General features: G+C 47.4%; 18 protein-coding genes, 12 tRNA genes and 1 riboswitch. Of the genes, 5 read left to right on the forward strand and 25 right to left on the reverse strand.

All coding sequences use genetic code 11. From position 1 onward, the window contains the following. Nucleotides 1-2: 2 nt before the first annotated feature. Complete coding sequence (locus FQV30_RS11740; RefSeq protein WP_146500329.1) at nucleotides 3-1016, reverse strand: LLM class flavin-dependent oxidoreductase; 1014 nt, start codon at nucleotides 1014-1016, stop codon at nucleotides 3-5. Nucleotides 1017-1038: 22 nt separating this feature from the next. Then, the gene (locus FQV30_RS11745) at nucleotides 1039-1842 is read right to left on the reverse strand and encodes an alpha/beta hydrolase (protein ID WP_146500330.1); all 804 of its coding nucleotides are present in this window, start codon (nucleotides 1840-1842) and stop codon (nucleotides 1039-1041) included. Between the two features lie 109 nt (nucleotides 1843-1951). Here FQV30_RS11745 and FQV30_RS11750 point away from each other — a divergent pair, with 109 nt between their 5' ends. Continuing rightward, a complete protein-coding gene (locus FQV30_RS11750; RefSeq protein ID WP_146500331.1) occupies nucleotides 1952-2467 on the forward strand; it encodes a gamma carbonic anhydrase in 516 nt (171 codons plus the stop codon). A gap of 262 nt (nucleotides 2468-2729) precedes the next feature. On the opposite strand, the gene metK is transcribed toward FQV30_RS11750, so the two are convergent. After that, nucleotides 2730-3932, reverse strand: a complete 1203-nt coding sequence (gene metK, locus FQV30_RS11755) for a methionine adenosyltransferase (RefSeq protein WP_186725637.1) — start codon at nucleotides 3930-3932, stop codon at nucleotides 2730-2732. Nucleotides 3933-4132: 200 nt separating this feature from the next. Further along, nucleotides 4133-4243, reverse strand: a riboswitch (SAM riboswitch). A 233-nt stretch (nucleotides 4244-4476) separates the two neighbouring features. Between metK and pckA the strand changes: the two genes are divergently transcribed. Further along, nucleotides 4477-6069 (forward strand): phosphoenolpyruvate carboxykinase (ATP), encoded by a 1593-nt coding sequence (gene pckA, locus FQV30_RS11760; protein WP_146500333.1) that lies wholly within the window; start codon nucleotides 4477-4479, stop codon nucleotides 6067-6069. A gap of 86 nt (nucleotides 6070-6155) precedes the next feature. Here the strand turns inward: pckA and FQV30_RS11765 are convergent, their stop codons facing one another. The 3 genes from FQV30_RS11765 to FQV30_RS11775 all read right to left on the reverse strand — a co-directional run bounded on the left by FQV30_RS11765 (nucleotide 6156) and on the right by FQV30_RS11775 (nucleotide 7888). After that, the gene (locus FQV30_RS11765; RefSeq protein ID WP_146500334.1) at nucleotides 6156-6932 is read right to left on the reverse strand and encodes an alpha/beta hydrolase family protein; all 777 of its coding nucleotides are present in this window, start codon (nucleotides 6930-6932) and stop codon (nucleotides 6156-6158) included. Further along, nucleotides 6913-7371 (reverse strand): NUDIX domain-containing protein, encoded by a 459-nt coding sequence (locus FQV30_RS11770; protein WP_146500335.1) that lies wholly within the window; start codon nucleotides 7369-7371, stop codon nucleotides 6913-6915. The genes FQV30_RS11765 and FQV30_RS11770 overlap by 20 nt, the downstream gene beginning before the upstream one ends. Before the next feature lie 70 nt (nucleotides 7372-7441). After that, the gene (locus FQV30_RS11775; RefSeq protein WP_146500336.1) at nucleotides 7442-7888 is read right to left on the reverse strand and encodes a Dps family protein; all 447 of its coding nucleotides are present in this window, start codon (nucleotides 7886-7888) and stop codon (nucleotides 7442-7444) included. Nucleotides 7889-8001: 113 nt separating this feature from the next. Here FQV30_RS11775 and yidD point away from each other — a divergent pair, with 113 nt between their 5' ends. Continuing rightward, nucleotides 8002-8232, forward strand: coding sequence for a membrane protein insertion efficiency factor YidD (yidD, locus tag FQV30_RS11780; RefSeq protein ID WP_146494247.1), 231 nt, complete (start codon nucleotides 8002-8004; stop codon nucleotides 8230-8232). An 88-nt stretch (nucleotides 8233-8320) separates the two neighbouring features. Continuing rightward, nucleotides 8321-9331: a metal ABC transporter solute-binding protein, Zn/Mn family gene (locus tag FQV30_RS11785; protein WP_146500337.1), complete on the forward strand. Its 1011-nt coding sequence runs from the start codon at nucleotides 8321-8323 to the stop codon at nucleotides 9329-9331. A gap of 255 nt (nucleotides 9332-9586) precedes the next feature. On the opposite strand, the gene FQV30_RS11790 is transcribed toward FQV30_RS11785, so the two are convergent. The 7 genes from FQV30_RS11790 to FQV30_RS11820 all read right to left on the reverse strand — a co-directional run bounded on the left by FQV30_RS11790 (nucleotide 9587) and on the right by FQV30_RS11820 (nucleotide 17615). Further along, the gene (locus FQV30_RS11790; protein ID WP_146500338.1) at nucleotides 9587-10267 is read right to left on the reverse strand and encodes an MOSC domain-containing protein; all 681 of its coding nucleotides are present in this window, start codon (nucleotides 10265-10267) and stop codon (nucleotides 9587-9589) included. An 80-nt stretch (nucleotides 10268-10347) separates the two neighbouring features. Continuing rightward, nucleotides 10348-11412: an o-succinylbenzoate synthase gene (gene menC / locus FQV30_RS11795; protein WP_146500339.1), complete on the reverse strand. Its 1065-nt coding sequence runs from the start codon at nucleotides 11410-11412 to the stop codon at nucleotides 10348-10350. Then, nucleotides 11403-12836: an o-succinylbenzoate--CoA ligase gene (locus FQV30_RS11800; RefSeq protein ID WP_146500340.1), complete on the reverse strand. Its 1434-nt coding sequence runs from the start codon at nucleotides 12834-12836 to the stop codon at nucleotides 11403-11405. Before FQV30_RS11800 ends, menC begins: the two co-directional genes overlap by 10 nt. A 61-nt stretch (nucleotides 12837-12897) precedes the next feature. Then, the gene (gene menB / locus FQV30_RS11805; RefSeq protein ID WP_146500341.1) at nucleotides 12898-13716 is read right to left on the reverse strand and encodes a 1,4-dihydroxy-2-naphthoyl-CoA synthase; all 819 of its coding nucleotides are present in this window, start codon (nucleotides 13714-13716) and stop codon (nucleotides 12898-12900) included. 11 nt (nucleotides 13717-13727) lie between these two features. Continuing rightward, on the reverse strand, nucleotides 13728-14531 hold the full coding sequence (gene menH / locus FQV30_RS11810) for a 2-succinyl-6-hydroxy-2,4-cyclohexadiene-1-carboxylate synthase (protein ID WP_146500342.1): 804 nt from the start codon (nucleotides 14529-14531) through the stop codon (nucleotides 13728-13730). A gap of 5 nt (nucleotides 14532-14536) precedes the next feature. Then, nucleotides 14537-16237: a 2-succinyl-5-enolpyruvyl-6-hydroxy-3-cyclohexene-1-carboxylic-acid synthase gene (menD, locus tag FQV30_RS11815; protein ID WP_146500343.1), complete on the reverse strand. Its 1701-nt coding sequence runs from the start codon at nucleotides 16235-16237 to the stop codon at nucleotides 14537-14539. Then, nucleotides 16224-17615, reverse strand: coding sequence for an isochorismate synthase (locus FQV30_RS11820; RefSeq protein WP_146500344.1), 1392 nt, complete (start codon nucleotides 17613-17615; stop codon nucleotides 16224-16226). The genes menD and FQV30_RS11820 overlap by 14 nt, the downstream gene beginning before the upstream one ends. 292 nt (nucleotides 17616-17907) lie before the next feature. Between FQV30_RS11820 and FQV30_RS11825 the strand changes: the two genes are divergently transcribed. After that, nucleotides 17908-18891, forward strand: a complete 984-nt coding sequence (locus tag FQV30_RS11825) for a DMT family transporter (protein WP_146500345.1) — start codon at nucleotides 17908-17910, stop codon at nucleotides 18889-18891. 73 nt (nucleotides 18892-18964) lie between these two features. On the opposite strand, the gene FQV30_RS11830 is transcribed toward FQV30_RS11825, so the two are convergent. The 12 genes from FQV30_RS11830 to FQV30_RS11885 form a co-directional block, all read right to left on the reverse strand. Beyond that, a tRNA-Glu gene (locus FQV30_RS11830) sits at nucleotides 18965-19036 on the reverse strand. 6 nt (nucleotides 19037-19042) lie between these two features. Next, nucleotides 19043-19133, reverse strand: a tRNA-Ser gene (locus FQV30_RS11835). 6 nt (nucleotides 19134-19139) lie between these two features. Further along, a tRNA-Asn gene (locus FQV30_RS11840) sits at nucleotides 19140-19214 on the reverse strand. A gap of 1 nt (nucleotide 19215) precedes the next feature. Beyond that, nucleotides 19216-19292: transfer RNA gene (locus FQV30_RS11845), tRNA-Ile, on the reverse strand. Nucleotides 19293-19302: 10 nt separating this feature from the next. Further along, nucleotides 19303-19376: transfer RNA gene (locus FQV30_RS11850), tRNA-Gly, on the reverse strand. Between the two features lie 6 nt (nucleotides 19377-19382). Then, nucleotides 19383-19458 (reverse strand) — tRNA-Phe (locus tag FQV30_RS11855). Between the two features lie 17 nt (nucleotides 19459-19475). Beyond that, a tRNA-Asp gene (locus FQV30_RS11860) sits at nucleotides 19476-19551 on the reverse strand. A gap of 3 nt (nucleotides 19552-19554) precedes the next feature. Beyond that, a tRNA-Met gene (locus FQV30_RS11865) sits at nucleotides 19555-19631 on the reverse strand. Between the two features lie 180 nt (nucleotides 19632-19811). Next, nucleotides 19812-19904 (reverse strand) — tRNA-Ser (locus FQV30_RS11870). A 15-nt stretch (nucleotides 19905-19919) separates the two neighbouring features. Continuing rightward, nucleotides 19920-19996 (reverse strand) — tRNA-Ile (locus FQV30_RS11875). Nucleotides 19997-20004: 8 nt separating this feature from the next. Further along, nucleotides 20005-20078, reverse strand: a tRNA-Met gene (locus tag FQV30_RS11880). A 21-nt stretch (nucleotides 20079-20099) separates the two neighbouring features. Beyond that, nucleotides 20100-20175 (reverse strand) — tRNA-Ala (locus tag FQV30_RS11885). Between the last annotated feature and the right edge of the window lie 53 nt (nucleotides 20176-20228).

Here is a 20228-nt window from a genome sequence, read left to right on the forward strand (position 1 = left end):
GCTTAAGCTTCCTGACGTTTTTGCATTTCTTCCGCTATCAGACGGTAAGTTTTCAGTTTTGCGCTAAAATCGTAGGCGATAGAAACAATCATCACTTCTTCCGCCCCGTAAGATGCGGCCAGTTTTTCCAGCTGGTCCCCCACCCGGCGGGGAGTGCCGACAATCATCCGCCTGCGGTTTTCCTCGACCAGAAGCCGTTCAAATTTAGAATATGGATAATTTATTGCCCTTTCCGGTGGCGGCGTGCCTTTGGACGGCATGCCTTGCGCCCCCATTGCAAGCGCTAAATCCATTGAAGAAGCAATGCGCTCCGCTTCCTCTTCCGTTTCCTGGCAGACAACGAAAATGGCAACGCCTTGATAGGGGCTGCTGCCGCCGGCAGAAACAAACCGGTCCCGGTAAGTACTCGCAAAACTCTGGCCGCCTTCTCCATTGATAAACTGGGCGAACATGTACGGCAATCCTTTTTCGGCTGCAAGTTCCGCTGAGCTTTGGCTGGAACCCAATACCCATATCGGCGGCGGCGATTCTGTGACAGGCGTCGCCTTCATGCCGTAGTATGGATGATTCTCAGGAATGGAGTCGGCCAAGTACATGCGGAGATCGTCAATTTGAGCCGGAAAGCGGCTGGCGTCCCGTTTGCTGCCTTCGTTCAGCGCATAGCTCGCCCGCGGCATGCCGCCTGGCGCCCGCCCTACCCCTACATCAATTCGATTCGGGTAAAGCGCTTCAAGCAGCTTGAAATTCTCCGCTACTTTGAACGCTGAATAATGCGGCAGCATAACTCCGCCGGAGCCAAGCCGGATTTTAGTGGTCACTGCGCCTAAATGAGCAATAAGCACTTCCGGAGAGGAACCGGCGAGCGTCTCTGCATCGTGGTGTTCAGAAACCCAGAATCGGGTATATCCCCACTCCTCCGCTTTCCGTGCCAATTCGGCGGTTTGCTTTAATGCTTCTTTTGGTGTGCTGCCTTCAGATATAGGCGACTGGTCAAGTATGCTGTATTTCAAAGCCATCGGTGTCCCTCCATACGCCCCATCACTCCACTAGATACCCGAGTGAACGCAATACATTTTTCATGAACAAATGAGCTGAAATGAAAACGTCTTCCCGCTCAGGTTCCTGGAACAAATCATGGTAGCAATTTTTCCATTCTTTAAAACTGAATTCCTTCAAATCCTGTTGCAGAAGCCATTGTTTTGCGGCATCAATATCGATGATTTCATCTTTTTCACCCGTCTGGACAAACACCGGAATATCCGGAAACCGGTTTTTCCCTTGTTCGGTTCCTTTCAAATAAGCCTGCAGTTCATTATACCAACCAGCGGTGATCAAGGTATTGTATAAGTTATCGTCATTTTCGGCAACGATCACTTCGATGTTACGGGTCAGGTGGCGGATGTGAATATCGTGGTCCAGTTTCATATTTGCCATCAATTTATGCAGGCCCGGCACCGCTTTGGAGAGGCTGTACGGCGTCTTTATCAAGTGGAGCCATGGCGAGGTGAAAACGGCGCCAGCTACAGCAAAAGAATGTTTGCTTAAAACATTTATGGCAATGGTCGCCCCTAAGCCATGGCCTACGACAAACACCGGCAGGCTGTCTTTCTGCGCGGCTTCGATCGACAAGCGGACCGCCTGTTCATAATCCTCAAAAGATTCCTCGTGTACAAGTCCGACATCCATTCCCTCTCCATGCCCAGGCAGGTCTCCCATGATGACGTTGAAATTTTGGGAACGCCACTGCTCGATTTGCCAAGCGTAACGCAGATGATGTTCATATGCACTATGTATAAGAACGATGACAGCTTTCGCCTGTCCAGCCGCTTCCCATTTCCACATCCGATCTTCCCCCTTTGAAAGAATCTGCCAGCCCTATCTCCCTAAATTTGACCTTTGAATTGGTTTTGATAAGATTAAAACATCATTTATCGTTAAAGGAGTTTTTCAAATGATCTATCCGTTCAAAGACAAACATCCATCCATCCATCCATCCGTCTTTATCGCCGATTTTGTTACAGTGACCGGAGATGTTGTAATTGACTCCGGTTCATCGGTTTGGTTCAATACCGTCATTCGCGGGGACGTCTCCCCGACAATTATCGGCAAGAACGTCAACATCCAGGATTTGTGCATGCTACATCAAAGCCCTGGAAAAACGCTGCTGCTAGAAGATGATGTAACCATCGGCCACCAAGTGACCCTTCATAGCTGCACCATCCGGAAAGGTGCGTTGATCGGCATGGGATCCATCATTCTAGACGGCGCCGAAGTCGGCGAAGGCGCGTTTATCGGAGCCGGAAGCCTCGTTCCGCCAGGAAAAGTGATTCCGCCTGGAATGCTGGCGCTGGGACGGCCTGCCAAGGTTGTCCGAGAACTGCGTGAAGATGATAAAATCGATATGGAACGGATTGTCCGCGAGTACGGAGAAAAAGGGGCATATTACAAATCGCTCCAACAACAGTAACGAGCCGGATTTTCCGGCTTTTTATATTGCATCGGCCCCTTTCATTCTGATTCCCCAAAAGCTGCAAATAAAATCCAATATTTATTTTTAGAATTTTTAGTAATTTCTTTAAGTGTTTCCATCTTACCTCCTGCAGCGGAAAAATTCAATGCGCATAGCGGCGCACCCGTTATGCCAATTGATATCCATGCCATTTCCGGGAACTAATCAAGAAAACAAAAAAGCGGCCGGGCAATTTGCCCGGCCGCTTTTTTATCATTTATCATTTAACGCCAGCTTGTTCTTTTAAAGAAGCTGCTTTGTCAGTGCGTTCCCATGGAAGATCCACATCTGTGCGGCCGAAGTGGCCATAAGCTGCAGTTTGTTTATAGATTGGACGGCGAAGATCCAACATTTTGATGATTCCAGCCGGACGCAAATCGAAGTTCGCGCGGACAAGGTCGATCAAAGTTTCTTCGCTGACTTTGCCAGTTCCGAATGTATCGAACGCCAAAGATACAGGGTGTGCTACGCCGATTGCGTAAGCCAATTGAACTTCACAACGATCAGCAAGTCCTGCAGCTACAATGTTTTTCGCTACATAACGTGCAGCGTATGCAGCTGAACGGTCAACTTTTGTCGCATCTTTTCCGGAGAAAGCACCGCCGCCATGGCGAGCATATCCGCCATAAGTGTCAACGATAATTTTACGGCCGGTCAAGCCTGCATCTCCTTGAGGCCCACCAATAACGAAACGGCCTGTCGGGTTGATAAAGTATTTTGTTTCTGCATCCATCAATTCTGCTGGCACCACTTCGTTGATGACATATTCTTTGATGTTGCGCTGAATTTGTTCAAGCGTTACTTCAGGATGGTGCTGAGTAGAGATGACAATTGTGTCCACGCGAAGCGGCTTGTTGTTTTCATCATACTCGATTGTTACTTGAGTTTTTCCATCCGGGCGCAAGTATGGAAGAATTTCCTCTTTGCGCACTTCCGCCAAACGGCGTGCCAATTTATGAGCCAAAGCAATCGGCAAAGGCATCAATTCTTCAGTTTCGTTTGTAGCGAAACCGAACATAAGACCTTGGTCCCCTGCTCCAATATCATCCAATTCCTTGTCAGTCATTTGGCCTTCGCGTGATTCAAGCGCCACGTTAACGCCAGCAGCGATGTCAGGCGACTGCTCATCAATTGAAGTCAATACTGCGCTTGTTTCTGAGTCGAAGCCGTATTTGGCACGTGTATAGCCGATTTCACGTACTGTTTCACGTACTACTTTTGGAATGTCTACATATGTAGAAGTTGTAATTTCCCCAGCTACAAGAACAAGTCCCGTAGTTACAGTCGTTTCGCATGCTACGCGTGCATTTGGATCTTCTGTTAGAATGGCATCCAAGATCGCATCTGAGATTTGGTCACAGATTTTATCCGGATGGCCTTCTGTTACTGATTCTGATGTAAATAATCGACGGTTTTTCAAAATGTGTGTTCCTCCTTATATCATGCGAGATTGCTCTCGAAATTGATCTGATACTCATTTCCCATGTCAAGCCCGTTCTCATCGAACAGGCTTCAAGCCGTTGTATTGTGGCCTTTATACACGAGGATTAAGGGCATTTGCACAAAAAAATCCCTTCCTTTTTTTACATAAGGAAAGGAAAAAATCATCGTTAGCACCTTTCACTCTTATCATCCAAGGCCCTGCGCCTTGTTTCAGGTTTGGCACCTTCGCTGCATAACAGCAGGTTGCCGGGTTTCATAGGGCCTGCCCCCTCCACCAGCTCGGAATAAGAGTATCCGTTCAATTTTCCATCTTACGGAATGTAATTGTTGCTGTCAACTTTTTTCCGACAAAGTTGCCTTTTCTTCTTAAAAACTTCAAAAAGAGCCTAAAATCCCCCTGATTGGAAACTTTGCATTTTGGCTGTTATTAGTATAGACTAATCGAATCAATGTGTTATACTAATGTTCGAATATACAACCTCCCCGTTTTAAAAATGGGAATAACCGAAAAGGAAGGTACATATATGACTTCAGTAAACTTTGTAAATGACCTGAATGATTTATTGAATAGCCCGACTGTACGCGTACAATTATCTGTTCCCCAATTAGTGGAGGAAGCCACATCCCGGGGCGAAGCGGTATTGACTGCGGATGGCGCTGTTGCAGCGGAGACCGGGAAATACACAGGCCGTTCGCCAAAAGACAAGTATATGGTAGAAGAAGAAACCTCAAAAGATAAAATCGATTGGGGAAGCGTCAACCGCCCGATTTCATCTGAAGTTTTTGAAAACCTTTACGCTAAAGTCATCAACCATCTGAAACAAAAAGAAGCTTTGTATGTCTTTAAAGGATTTGCCGGCGCTGACCCTGAATCACGCCTTTCAATCCAGACAATCAATGAATACGCTTGGCACAATTTGTTTGCCCATCAATTGTTTATCCGCCCGACTGCAGAAGAACTTGCAGCGCACCAAGCTGAATTCACCGTCGTATATGCACCTACATTCTACGCTGATCCTGCAATAGACGGCACCGATTCGGAAACATTCATCATCGTGTCGATGGAAAAACGCATCATTTTGATCGGCGGTACTGAATACGCCGGCGAGATGAAAAAATCGATTTTCTCTATTATGAATTATATCCTTCCTGAAAAAGGGATTCTTCCTATGCACTGTTCTGCAAACGTTGGCCCTGAAGGCGATGTAACGCTGTTCTTCGGACTTTCCGGCACAGGAAAAACAACGCTGTCCGCAGATGAAAACCGCAGATTGATCGGCGATGACGAGCATGGCTGGTCAGATAACGGCGTTTTCAATATTGAGGGCGGCTGCTATGCTAAAACCATCAATTTGACTCGCGAAAACGAACCACAAATTTTTGATGCTATCCGCTTCGGCTCTGTTCTTGAAAACGTAGTAGTTGATGAAGGCACGCGCATCCCTGATTACCACGATGGCTCATTGACTGAAAACACACGCGCTGCATATCCGATCCAAGCAATTGACAATATAGTGGATCCATCAGTTGCGGGGCATCCAAAAACGATCGTTTTCCTGACTGCTGATGCATTCGGCGTCTTGCCTCCGATCAGCCATTTGACAAAAGAGCAAGCGATGTACCATTTCTTGAGCGGCTACACATCCAAACTGGCTGGAACTGAGCGCGGCATCACTTCTCCGGAAGCAACATTCTCAACTTGCTTCGGCTCGCCGTTCCTTCCGCTGCATGCAACGGTCTACGCTGAAATGCTCGGCAAAAAAATCGACGAGCATGGCGTCCAAGTATTCCTGGTCAATACGGGCTGGACTGGCGGAGAATACGGCGTCGGAAACCGCATGAAGCTGTCTTATACACGCACAATGGTGCGCGCAGCCATTCATGGCGAACTGAACAACATAGAAACAGAAAAAGAAGCTGTATTCGGCTTTGAAGTTCCAAAGGAAGTTCCTGGTGTACCGACTGAAGTCTTGAACCCGCGCAACGCTTGGGCAGACAAAGAAGCATACGACAGAAAAGCGAAAGAATTAGCGCGCCAATTCCAAGCAAACTTCAAAAAATTCGGCACGGTCTCTTCTCACATCAGTGTGCAAGGCGGACCTGCAGTAACAGAATAACGGACTATACAAAAGCCATCCGCTCCATGCGGGTGGCTTTTTCGGTTCCAAAAGAAGCTGTCCTTGAATGGACAGCTTCTTTTGGCTTATTCTTGCTTTTTCATCCACTCAGCCGCTGCCCGCACTGTCCGCCGGTTCGCTACTGGGGGAAAGAAATGAGTGTAGTCTGGAAAATACCATGTTTCATGAGGCTGGTTGTTCATCTTTAGCGCTTCTTCAAGCAAATATGCTTGCCCCGGCGAAACGTTTTCATCTTTCAGTCCATGGATAATCAGAAACGGAGCTGTTGCTTCCTCTAAACGCAGCAACGGATTGCGTTCTTCATATGCCGCAAGGGCTGTGTTCGGCGTACCGCCGTAAATCCGTTTCATCATGCGCCTCATGTCTGGCCGTTCCTTGTACGTCAATACAGTATCGGTCACGCCGGCCCATGTGACAACGGAAGTGATATCATCACGCAAAACAGCGGTCCAAAGCGCCATAATGCCGCCTCTGGAAAATGCCAGAACATGGACTTTGCCATTGCACTTCGCTTTCAATACATCCACACCGTAAACCGCATCCCATCTGTCTGCCCCCGCAAATTCATCTTTTCCTTCTCCTCCGCGGTTGCCGCGGTAGTAAGGCGCGAAAACGACAAACCCTTGCGCCGCATATTGAGCAATGCGTGCAGGGCGGACCATGCCGATCGATTGGATGCCGCCTCTCAAATACAAAACACCGCTATAGTCACCGGGTGTTTTCGGTTCAGCAAGCAAGCCTTTCACTTTCAAGCCTTCAGACCAGTATACAATTTCTTGCATCCGGACATGCGGATTCGGCGATGGATACCATTTTTTCGATTCAATCGCTCCATTTTCCACTGTTTTTCACCTTCTCCAAAATTTCCTTCATGCCTGAGTCTCTCATCAAAAAACTGAAACGGCCATCGAGCGCTAATTCTTCCGCCAGCACCGCACCAGCCGTCTCAAGCAATGGACTAGCTTCCATTCGGCTGACTCTTCCCAAAAAGACCGTTTTACAGAAAGGCTTTTCCGAATACACTACGTATTCTGCCAGCCATTCCAAGTCTTCAATGATGGCTCCGGTCTCCTCATACACTTCCCGTTTTGCCGCGGCGGCTAAACTTTCCCCCGCTTCCACTTTGCCGCCCGGAAATTCAAGCCCGCGCACCAAGTGATCGGTCAAGAGCCAACGCCCTTGAAATTTCGCAATCACCAATACATGTTTGCTGGCCAATGAAAACTGGCCGGGTACGAAGGACAACTCACACCTGTAATTGTTCAAATCTTTATATTCCATCCTCATTCACCTCTAGGCAATCAGAAAAAGCGTACACTGAAGAACCAGTGTACGCTTCATTATTTCCATTTTACTTCTTTTCGCCCAAAAATGCTGATAACATCCAAGAATGTTTTTCTAAGTTTTGATGGATTGCATTCAACATATCTTCTGTCATGTCATCGTTGTCTTCTGCAGCCAATTCCATGCCGTGTTTCAGCGATTTCATGATTTTGTCATAGTCGGAAACGACCGTCTGGACCATTTCATCAGAGCTTTCCTTGCTTGTCGCTTCATCGACAACCGATATTTCCAGCTGTTCCTTCATTGTTGCAACCGGCTTGCCGCCAAGTGCCAGCAACCGCTCGGCAATCTCATCCATGTGCAGCGTCGCTTCATTATACAATTCTTCAAATTTCACATGCAAAGTGAAGAACTGATGACCTTTCACATACCAATGAAAATTATGTAATTTCGTGTAGACTACCGACCATGTGGCCACTTGCACGTTCAATTCCTGATTTAATTCCGCTGACATTCCAATCACTCTCCATTTAGGTTGATTAAGCTTATATGCTTTATTAATACCTCTAAAGTCCTTACAATAAACATTAAAGGATTTTCAAACCATCCGAAAAGAGCTGACTTCCCATGAAAACCGCGCTGTTGAAGCTATTCCGTTTTTATCAACGGTTCATCTCCCCCCTGTCACCGCCAAGCTGCCGGTTTTATCCGACATGCTCGCATTACGGCATAGAAGCGGTCGAGAAACACGGTGCTGTCAAAGGCGCTTATTTGGCAATACGGCGGATCTTGAAATGCCACCCATTTCATAAAGGCGGAATTGATTTTGTTCCCGAAGAATGGCCCCCTAAAAAATAATTAGGGGGTTTCTTGTTTTTCTCGGCGGTTTCGTGTAATATAACCTAATGTCAGAAAAACGTAATCATTACACTTTGGAGGTCCTATTATGAAAAAATTAATTTTCTTGTTTATTCTTGTTCTAATACTGGGCGCGTGCGGCCAGTCTGGCGGCTCGCAAAACGAAGCCGAAGAAACCGGCAAAGTCGATGTCTATACTACTGTATATCCATTGACGTACTTTACCGAGCGCATTGGCGGAGAACGGGTCAATGTCAAATCCATTTACCCTGCCGGAGCCAATGAACACACATTTGAACCAACTCAGCAAAACATGATCGCGCTTGCCGAAGCTGACTTGATGTTCTATGTCGGCCTTGGATTGGAAGGGTTTATTGACAACGCGAAAAAGACATTGGAAAACGAAAATGTAAAATTTGTCGCGACATCGGATGCTATCACAGACGAAGAACTGGAGTCCGGAGAAGCGCATGAAGAGGAACACGAAGAAGCGCATGCAGATGGACATGAGGAAGAGCATTCAGATGAACATGAAGAAGCGCACGAAGCCGAAGCACATGAAGGGCATAATCATGGCGACACAGATCCACATGTATGGATATCTCCGGTGCTTAGCCAAAAATTAGCCGCCTCCATCAAAGACTCTTTAACAGAAGCAGATCCGGAAGGCGCTGAGACATATGAAGCCAATTATGCGAAGCTCATTGGCGAGCTGGAAGAACTTGACCAGTCGTTCACCGATTTATCGGACCAGGTAACAAATAAGACATTCTTTGTCTCCCACTCCGCTTTTGGCTATATTGCAGAACCATACGGCCTAGAGCAGATTCCAGTCGCCGGCTTGAACAGCCAGGATGAACCGTCCCAAAAAGAGCTGACGGAAATAGTCGATTTGGCAAAAGAGAAAAACATCGATTACATCATTTTTGAACAGAATGTTTCTTCGAAATTAACGGAAGTCATCCAAAACGAAGTCGGTGCTGAAGCGTTGCAAATGCATAACCTCGGAGTGCTTACCCAAGAAGATCTTGATAACGGGGAAACCTATTTTACCTTGATGGAGAAAAATCTTCAAACGCTCAAAACTGCACTGAAATAAACACATAAAAAAGGCGGATCCCTTAAGGGTCCGCCTTTTTTTATGCTACTGCGTATGAATTTTGCCGGCAACAAAACATTTGGCCCAAGCCATTCAAACAACAATTTTGGCTGAAAAGGATGTTCCAGTCTACTTGCAGCAAGCCGATTTTTAAAATCCATTAGGACAGACAAATCTTCTTTCTGCGCTTTTTCTGGCACTGGGTTGCATGTCATTCCAACATTTTATCTGTTTTCCAAAAAAGGACATCTTATTTCATTCCGCCTGCTTTTTCAGCAAATTGCTCAAGCGCATTTCAAACTTGTCGCGCCACTCGTCCGCCAATTCGGGAACAGCCAAAATTCTTTTTATTCCCTCGATATTTTTGGGTTCATGGAAAAATACTTGGTTGGTATAAAGGACGGAAACTTTCTGGGGATGCTGCTCAAGCAGTTCCAGCGAGGAATCCGCGCTTACATATCCTTCTTCGAGCACCCGGCACATATAACCGGTGAACCCCGTTTTCACCATCGCTTTCAAAAGAGGCGTCATATCCAGGTTGCGGTCAATCGTACTGCACGGCACCCGTCCTTGGTTCACTTGTATAACGGCTTCTCCCAACCGGTAAATATCTCCGATAAAAACTGTCTCCTCCAGCATATTCGCCGCCGTAACATTTTCCCCGAAAGCGGAAGCGGGCAGCGGCTTGCCGAATTCTTTCTCCCATAACGCATAATGTTCATAAGGATAGATGCAAACAGCCCGATCCGGCCCGCCATGGTGCTTCAAGTCTGCTACGTCGTCTCCTTGGAACTTTTCTTTTGATAAAAATACTCTTTCCACCGGCTTTTTGCGTATGGCGGTTTTCATTTCTTTTCCTTCCCCATACTTCATCAGTTCCGGCAGGCCGACCGCTAAATTCCTGATTTCTATAGCAGCAACTTTTTGCAAGTTCATCAAACCCCATTTCCAACAAAATCTCTACTGCCATGTTATCACAGAAAAAGCCTGAATTCGGCAAGAATTCAGGCTTTCCTTTAAATTTTCAAATTATACCCTATGCCCGTTTCCGACCGAAGAGCGATTTTACCGGTGTCAACGCGTATCTCCGGCTCGACAACATCTTCATGCCAGAAATGGTCCGAATCGGAAAAATCGCCCGGCAATGAAATATCAGGCAAAGAGGCCAGCGCCAAGTTATGCGCTTTGGAAACACCAAACTCAATCATGCCTCCAACCCACATCCTGATTCCGTGCGCCCGGCACAACTCGACCACTTTCAATGTTTCACTCCAGCCGCCAAGCCGGCCCATTTTAAGCACAATGACATCCCCTGCCTCCAGTTCAATCATGCGCCGGGCATCTTCGGCGCTGCGTATGCTTTCATCCAGGCAAATCGGTGTTTCCATTTCTTTTTTCGCCCGTGCGTGAAGCAGCCATTGTTCTTCGCTGAATGGCTGTTCGATAAGCGCAAAGCCGATCGAATCGAATGCGAGCAGCTTTTCAAAGGGCTCATCGTCAAATCCGCCATTGGCGTCGGCAAAAAATAGGATATCCGGAAATCTCCCGATTACCCCTTTCAGCAAGTCCCTGTCAGACGCCGGAGTGACTTTCAGTTTGATGCGCTCATAGCCTTTGGCAGCCGCCGCCTCGACTTGCTCCATGATCTTGTCTTCATCTGACGCCACTACGACCCCCGCCGGAATCGGCTTGTCAATCCCTCCGATGAACTTCCATAGCGGTACCTTCTGTTTTTTTGCAAACAAATCCCAAATTGCTGTCTCAATGCCAGCTTTCGCCATTCGGTTGCCTTTGACGTTTTTAAAGAGTTCCTCTACTTGTCCAGGAGACGTTAAAGTTTTATTCAATACCAGCGGCATCAAGACCTTCTCCAAAACAAACCTGCAGCCAGCTATCGTTTCTTCCGTGTACCAGGGCGTGGAAAAAGCGACGCATTCTCCGTATCCCTCAACCCCTTCGGCATCCATTGTCCGAATGAGGATGCACTCCCGCTCCCTTACCGTCTGCAATGCGGTTTTAAAAGGCGTTTTAAGCGGCTTTTTCACATGGTGCAGTTCGATGCCGGCAATAGTCAGTTCCATGCCTTCAGCTCTCTTCTCAGCAGTTTGTTGGAAGCATTGCGCGGCAAAGAATCCACCGCTTTTATGGATTTTGGAAGTTTGTAGGAAGCAAGCTGTCCCCGGCAAAATGCCAGCAGCTCATCCGCCTCGACTCCATTGCTCAATACAACAAACGCAGCCGGAACTTCGCCCCATTCGTCGCTCGGCATCCCGCATACTCCCGCTTCACGCACAGCGGGATGCCCAAGCAGCACTTTTTCGATTTCCGCCGGATATATGTTTTCTCCCCCTGAGACGATCAAATCCGAACGCCGGTCTACGACATACAGGAACCCTTCTTCATCCAAATAGCCGATGTCTCCTGTATGCAGCCAGCCGTCTTTTTGTACAGGGAATTCCGAATAGCGTCCGATATAGCCTGGCGCCACTTGAGGCCCGCGAATATGAATTTCTCCCGGCTCACCGGGATTCTCCGCTCCATCAATCTTCACTATATAGAGGAATAGCGGTTTTCCGGATGACCCGATTTTCCGCTCCGCATCTGCCGGCTGCAGCGTTGTTGTCTGTGATGAGGTTTCCGTCATGCCATATGTCTGCAGCACTGAAATGCCATACGCTTCAGCACGCTGGATATAGGCTACCGGTATCGGTCCGCCTCCAGCCAGCATCGTCTTGAATTTTGATGATACAGTCATTTCCTCTTTATCCAAAACACTAAGAATCCGCTCTAATGTGACTCCAACGACCGACATATGGGTGACTGATCCTTCCGCCAATTCTTCCGCGCATTTTTGAGCGTCAAACTTCGCATACAGCCGAACCCCCATGCCGTAAATGAGCGAACGCATCAAGATTGAAAACCCGCTAATGTGAAACAGCGGCATCGTGCAAAGCCAAATATCTTCCGGTGATACTCCGATATTCAAAGCTGATGATACCGCGCTGGAAAAATGGTTTTCTGCGGTCTGGCGGACGCCTTTCGGATTTCCCGTTGTTCCCGATGTATACATGATTGAAACTGTCTGCCCTTTCTCCCACTCTTCCTGCATCACAAATTCAGCCGGTTCCTCAGTTCGGATCGAACCAAAAGAGATTGCATTTGAATCTTCGATTTTCCCAATCAATTCATCGTCAGCCAGGATAAACCGGGCAGCTGAATCTTCAAGCTGATACTTCAATTCTACAGCCGATAGCCGTTCATTCAGCATGACCATCTCGCAGCCGATATGAAGGCATGCATACATGATAAAGACTGATTCAGGATGCGTTTTCGAAAGGATGGCCACGCGTGATTTCTTGCTGACGCCCAGTGCAGCGAGCTTGCCTGCGTACACTTGCGCTATATGATCAATTTCAGAAAACGTCCATTCCTGTTCTTCATAGGACAGCGCCATCCGGTTGCCGCTTAAATAGGCACGCTGTGATAACCAGTTCGGATAGTTCATATTTTAAAACCCTTCCTTCAAAAAAAGCTGCCCCCGAGAGGACAGCTTTCAACTATTTAAATCATGGGAAACGAGGGAATTGGCCAAAGTCCGGTTTGCGTTTTTCTTTGAACGCGTCTCGTCCTTCTTTCGCTTCATCCGTTGTATAGTAAAGCAATGTCGCGTCTCCTGCCATTTGCTGAAGTCCCGCCAAGCCATCTGTATCGGCATTCATTGCCGCTTTGATGAAACGAAGTGCTGTCGGGCTCATTTCAAGCATTTCTTCGCACCATTTAACGGTTTCATCTTCAAGCTGCTCATAAGGGACCACAGTGTTGACTAACCCCATGTCAAGCGCTTCCTGTGCATCGTATTGGCGGCACAAATACCAAATCTCACGAGCCTTTTTATGGCCGATAATACGCGCCAGATAGCCGGAACCGTATCCAGCGTCAAAAGATCCGACGCGCGGTCCTGTTTGGCCGAAACGTGCGTTGTCAGCCGCAATTGTCAAATCACAGACAACATGCAGCACATGGCCGCCGCCGATTGCATAGCCCGCAACCATTGCAACAACCGGTTTTGGAATGACGCGGATCAAGCGCTGAAGATCCAGCACATTCAGGCGCGGAATCTCATCTTCGCCAACATAGCCGCCGTGGCCTCGTACGGATTGGTCTCCGCCTGAACAGAAAGCTTTTTCGCCTTCACCAGTTAAAACAATAACTCCTACTTTTGAATCGTCGCGTGCACGTGAAAACGCGTCAATCAATTCGTGGACCGTTTTCGGGCGGAAAGCATTCCGCACTTCCGGACGGTTGATCGTAATTTTCGCAATGCCGTTGTACGTTTCATATTTGATATCTTCATATGTACGTTCTGTAATCCACTCGCGTGTCATGATGTTCCTCCTCAAAATTCTAATGTCAAATGCTCCTTTACCATTGTAGCAAATTCGAGCGGTTTTTCCACATGAATTGCATGGCCTGCTTCCATAATCTCTAGGCGGCCATTCGGCAAAAGGGCGAGCATCGCTTCATTGATCCCTTTAAACTTTGCATCCAGCGTCCCTGCAAGCAATAAAACCGGCATTTTCAGATCTTTCAAAGCTTCCCAGTATGAAGCTTGAGAGCCAGTTCCCATGCCAAGCAAACTATTGGCAAGCCCAATCGGATTTTGCGCCAGCCGCTCTTGCCGCACTGCTTGTTTTACCGGGTCCGGCAATTGTTTCTGGCTGTCAAACAACGCAATATTTTCCCAAAAATCAACAAAAGCCGGAATGCCGCCGCTTGAAATCCGGCGAGCCAAGGCAGCATCACGCTCTTGCCGCTCCTTCTGTTCTTCTGTCGTCCAAAGGCCAGGAGAAGCGCTTTCCAGGATTAGCGCCTTAAGGCGTTCTGGATATGTACAGGCGTAGGCAAGCGCCGTGCGCCCGCCCATCGAATAGCCGACCATGATGAAATTTGTTAATGCCAGCTCGCTGATCATATCATCCAGGTCCTTGATTTGCCGATCCATGGCATAACGCTCTGCTGACTGCGGACTTTCCGACTGCCCGTGTCCGATCAAATCGATCAAGACTATTCTAAAGCCTTTCAGCTGTTCTGTAATCGGACGCCACGTTTTTGTACTGCCAGTAAATCCATGCAAAAAGACAATCGTCTGCTGTTTTGCTTCATTAACAACTTCAACATGATAACGGACACCATTTGCCATTACATTCACTGCTTTGCCAACTCCTCGTTCAGGCGCTCCCATAATTTGCGGTGAGCCCGGACATTTTCTTGGCGGTCCGTAAACACTTCGATGATTTTCACCTGTTTTTGTTTTGTTGCCCGCAGTGCTTCAAGCAGCTGTTCTTTCGTTTGGACAGCCGCATATTCAGCATCGTACATTTTTGCGGCTTCGCCAAACGTCAATCCTGTAGGGGTGCCGAACAATTCTTCAAAATAACGCTCTTCTTGCGATTGAGGCAAATAGGAAAAAATGCCGCCGCCATCGTTGTTCATGATGACAATCGTCAAATCGGTTGCCTGCATTTTCGAAGCGATCAATCCGTTCATATCATGCAAAAACGATAAATCACCGATAAACAAATATGCCGGCCGATCATTTGCAGCTTGTACGCCAAACGCCGTCGACACCACGCCATCTATGCCGTTTGCCCCCCGGTTTGCATAAATCCGCACATCCCGTTCTGTCGACTGCAGGAATGTATCGGTATCCCGAATCGGCATGCTGCTGCCTACAACCAAATCACAGGCATCCAACTCTTCAAAAAAGAGCTTGGCCATTACACCTTCATCTTTTTCTTCCATACAATGGCGCACCACCACTTGCCAATAAACATCTCTCGCTTTTGTCCATTGCAAGCGATAATCAGTTTCTGGTTTTGCTTTTATGGGCAAATTCCACAAACCGGCAGCTGAAGCCTGGATGTGATGCGTCACAACCGACTGGGCATCCCTCAGCATAGGGCTTTCATCAAATACGATATACGTTTCAGGGTTGATGGCCGTTAAATAGAGCGACAGCGGTTTTGATACCGGCTGAGGGCCAATGCGGATAACCACCTCCGGAACCGCCTCTTTTTTGAATGCTTCATTCTTTAGCAAGGCATCATAAGAATCGATGATCAGCTCTTTGCAGGATGGGTCGATATTCGTCCGGATATTCGAAAGAGGATCTGCCAGAACCGGCCACTGCAGTTTTTGGACAAACTCCCAAAACTCGGCAGGAAGCGCCTCTGACATTTCTCCGACAATCACTATTCCTTTTGGTTTGTCCAACATCTCTAGCAAAAAGCTCTTCATTTCTTCAGATAAAGCTAATTCCCCGGAAAAATGTGCAATTTCTCCCCGGCTCTCATAACCCTGTTCAAAATCAATTCTCAAAGGCTCCCGGAACGGCACGTTGATATGTACAGGCCCTTTCGGTTCTGTTTTAGCGGAAGCAACCGACCGATGCAAATGGCGGCTCAAAAAAGCAAACCGGTTTTCCTGTTCGGGCATCGGCAAATCAACCGACCATTTCACATGGGATCCAAAGAGGTCAATTTGGTTGATCGCTTGCGGTGCTCCGACTTCACGCAATTCATGCGGCCGGTCAGCCGTCACTACAATAAGCGGCACTCGAGCATAGAAAGCTTCCACAATCGCCGGAAAATAATTGGCTGCAGCCGTCCCGGAAGTGCAAAGCAGCATCACAGGCTCTCCCGATGCTTTAGCCAAACCAAGGGCAAAATAGGCTGCTGAACGCTCATCAATCTGCCGGTATACTTTCAAGCCTTGCTGTTTCATGCATGCATAAGCGAGCGGTGTAGACCGGGAACCCGGGCTGATCACCGCATTCTTCACCCCTAAATGGACAAGCGAATGGGTAAATGCCGATACATATTCAGTTAAATATTCACGATTCATCACGTAGTTGACCTCCAAGCGCACGGAGCATCGGCCGGAACTTGATCCAAGTCTCCAAATACTCCGATTCGGGAGTGGAATCCTCAACAATTCCGCCGCCTGCATACAAATATGCTTCTTTTTCATTTAATAGAGCTGATCGGATGGCAACTGCAAATTCTCCGTTGCCCCCGGCATCCACCCAGCCGATAGGTGCAGCATAATACCCGCGATTCATCGTTTCATACTGGCGGATCAAACTGAGGGCTGCCTGTTTCGGTTCCCCTCCTAAAGCAGGTGTCGGATGTAAATCACGCACCAAATCGAACAATGTCGATCCCGCTTTCAATTCACCTTTTACCGGAGTATGCAAATGCTGGATATCTCTGGTTTTCATCAACGCAGGCATTTTAGGGACAAGGGTCTCCCTGCAATGTTCTGCAAAGACTTTACTGATCATCGCAACAACATATTGGTGTTCTGAACGATTTTTCCGATCCCGCAATAATTCCTCGCCCAACTCGGTATCTTGCTCCACTGTTTTTCCTCTGGAAGTGGAACCAGCCAGACAAGTAGAGAGCGCTTGCCGATTTTCCACCTTCACAAGCCGTTCTGGCGTTGCCCCAAAGAAAAATTGGTCTTCTGCCTCCAAACCGAACAAGAAGCTTTCAGGCTGTTCTTTTGAAACTTGATAAAGGGCAGATGCCGGAGAGAGGGCCTCTTTGTATTTCAATTTCAAGGTGCGGGCGATGACCACTTTTTCGGCTTGCTTCGCTTTGATGATGGCAGTCACTTTTTTAATCGATTCCATATACTGTTCTTTTTTCAATTCCTGCCGCCCACTCACAATCGGCTTATTATAAGCGGCCAGTTCCGACACTTGGGCTGTGTGGATCATCTTGTCCCGTTCTTTCCTTAAAGCCTCAAACTCATTGAATGTTTCTTCCTCTTTGGTGATCAAATGGATGCTGACATAAGCCCGGTCATTTTTTATGACCAATTGGAATGACGGTACAGCAAAATAAGCCTGTGGAAACCGGACCCATTCACTTTGCTGTTTGTTCAATGGATCAAACGAAAATCCGCCAAACAAAACCGGCTGTACCGAACGTTCCTCATTGACAATCTGTTTGCACAAGCTTTGCCAATCCTTTTGAATATCTTCAAATCGCCCATGGTGATTCACTGTAGAAAGTGTATGTGCATGCCCTACCCCGACAAGCGTGAACGTTTTTTCACGATTCTGCCAAAACATCCGCTGCCCTTTGAAGGAAGCCTTTCCCGCTTCAAAAAAAGCTAGTGCTGACATTCCAGTCACTTCAATTGTTTCAGTATAGAAGCGATACGCTAAAAACCGCGTATCTTCGTATTTCTCGGTCGATGAATACGGTTGTGAATTCATCAGATTACCTCCGTTTTCAAATAAGTATGGCTAAACTTCTTCACTTTTAAATCTCTACCCTCTATCATACTCTTTTCTATAAAAATCAGCACAACATTTGCTGTTGCCCGACCTTATTTTGATAAAACAGAAAAAAAACACCGAATCGTCATGGCAGAAGGCCATAAGGCAATAGCTTAGGCGTGTCGAGGTGGTTTTGCTATTTTTGAATAAAACCGGCTGTTGACTGAAATTTCTAAATGCGATATATTAGCATATCATTTAATAATTGTTTGGGATTGGGGTGCATATTATGAAACCGATTGTTATAGGGATTTTTGCCGCATTCTTTTTTGCTTTCACTTTTGTTTTGAATGCAAGTATGGACGCTACTGGAGGGAGCTGGATTTGGAGTGCCGCTTTAAGGTATATTTTTATGGTTCCTTTTCTAGTGGCCATTGTGCTTGCTAGAAGAAACTTGAAGCCTTTATTGAAGGAAATGAAGAAGGCCCCTCAAGCTTGGCTGCTGTGGAGTTTCATTGGATTTGGCCTTTTCTACATGCCCCTTTGTTTTGCAGCTGCCTATTCTCCTGGATGGCTTATCGCAGGCAGCTGGCAAATCACAATTATAGCCGGGTCTTTGATCGCTCCCTTTTTCTTTGCAAGAATACATACTTCTAGCGGACCCCAGTGGAGGCGCGAAAAAATTCCTTATAAGGGCTTAATGTTTTCGATAATCATTTTGCTGGGGGTCATTATAATGCAAGTTGAAAGTGCACAAAAAATCTCATTGGAAGTCTTTTTGTTAGGATTTTTGCCTGTTATGGTCGCTTGTTTCGCTTATCCTTTAGGAAACCGTAAAATGATGGAGTTGTGTGATGGGCGATTGGATGCCTACCAGCGTGTTCTTGGAATGACTTTAGCCAGTTTGCCCTTCTGGTTCATCTTATCCATTTATGGTGTATCGACAGTGGGAGTGCCAAGCATAAGCCAAAGCCTTCAATCCTTAATCGTAGCAATAAGTTCCGGAGTCATTGCTACTGTTCTTTTTTTCAAAGCAACTGATCTTGTCCGAAAAGACATGAAAAAGTTAGCGGCAGTCGAAGCTACCCAATCACTGGAAGTTCTTTTCGCCTTGGCTGGAGAAATTATCATTCTCTCAATCGCCCTTCCCTCTCCAACCTCATGGATAGGCATTATAGTTGTTATGCTCGGCATGATCATCCATAGTCAAGCCTCGATAAAAAGAAGCACTTCTATTCCTGAAAAAATCATTGACAATCCAAAAAGCAGCTAGCCGAATTTTTTCAGCTAGCTGCTTTTTATATAATAAAAAACACTATGCAGAATATGCATAGTGTTTTTTGGAATGACCCCTACGGGATTCGAACCCGTGTTACCGCCGTGAAAGGGCGGTGTCTTAACCGCTTGACCAAGGGGCCGTATACTGGCGGAGAAGGAGGGATTTGAACCCTCGCGCCGGTTTCCCGACCTACACCCTTAGCAGGGGCGCCTCTTCAGCCACTTGAGTACTTCCCCAGTATATGGCTCCGAAGGTAGGATTCGAACCTACGACCATCGCATTAACAGTGCGGTGCTCTACCACTGAGCTACTTCGGAATGGTGGGCCTAAATGGACTCGAACCATCGACCTCACGCTTATCAGGCGTGCGCTCTAACCAGCTGAGCTATAGGCCCATATGTAAAATGGAGCGGGTGAAGAGAATCGAACTCTCATCATCAGCTTGGAAGGCTGAGGTTTTACCACTAAACTACACCCGCAAAATATGGTGGCTCAGGACGGAATCGAACCGCCGACACAAGGATTTTCAGTCCTTTGCTCTACCGACTGAGCTACTGAGCCACATATGTAAGAAAAAATGGCGGTCCCGACCGGGATCGAACCGGCGATCTCCTGCGTGACAGGCAGGCATGTTAACCGCTACACCACGGGACCATTTGGTTGCGGGGGCAGGATTTGAACCTGCGACCTTTGGGTTATGAGCCCAACGAGCTACCGAACTGCTCCACCCCGCGATAATATTAATGATGATAAGCTGTTTCTCTTGCGCTTGTTTCGCAATGGACATCTGCTTCGTCTGCATCGATGTAACTCGCAGCTTTCGCTGTTCGTTGCTCCACTCCGCGACAATACGATCAATTATGTATTAATCTCTTAATATATAATTTTCAAGACTTGCCCACACTTTAAAAATATGGAGGAGGAAGAGGGATTCGAACCCCCGCGGGATTTGACTCCCCTGTCGGTTTTCAAGACCGATCCCTTCAGCCAAACTTGGGTATTCCTCCGAGATAATATATATGTGGTGGACCTTGCAGGACTCGAACCTGCGACCGGACGGTTATGAGCCGTCTGCTCTAACCAACTGAGCTAAAGGTCCTTAAAAAGTGGCGGCAGAGGGGATCGAACCCCCGACCTTACGGGTATGAACCGTACGCTCTAGCCAGCTGAGCTACGCCGCCAGGATCTTTATAATATATAGTTGGTGGAGCCTAGCGGGATCGAACCGCTGACCTCCTGCGTGCAAGGCAGGCGCTCTCCCAGCTGAGCTAAGGCCCCATTGTAATGGTCGGGAAGACAGGATTCGAACCTGCGACCCCTTGGTCCCAAAC

The sequence above is a fragment of the Planomicrobium sp. CPCC 101110 genome (genome assembly GCF_007859395.1).
Lineage (GTDB): Bacteria > Bacillota > Bacilli > Bacillales_A > Planococcaceae > Planococcus.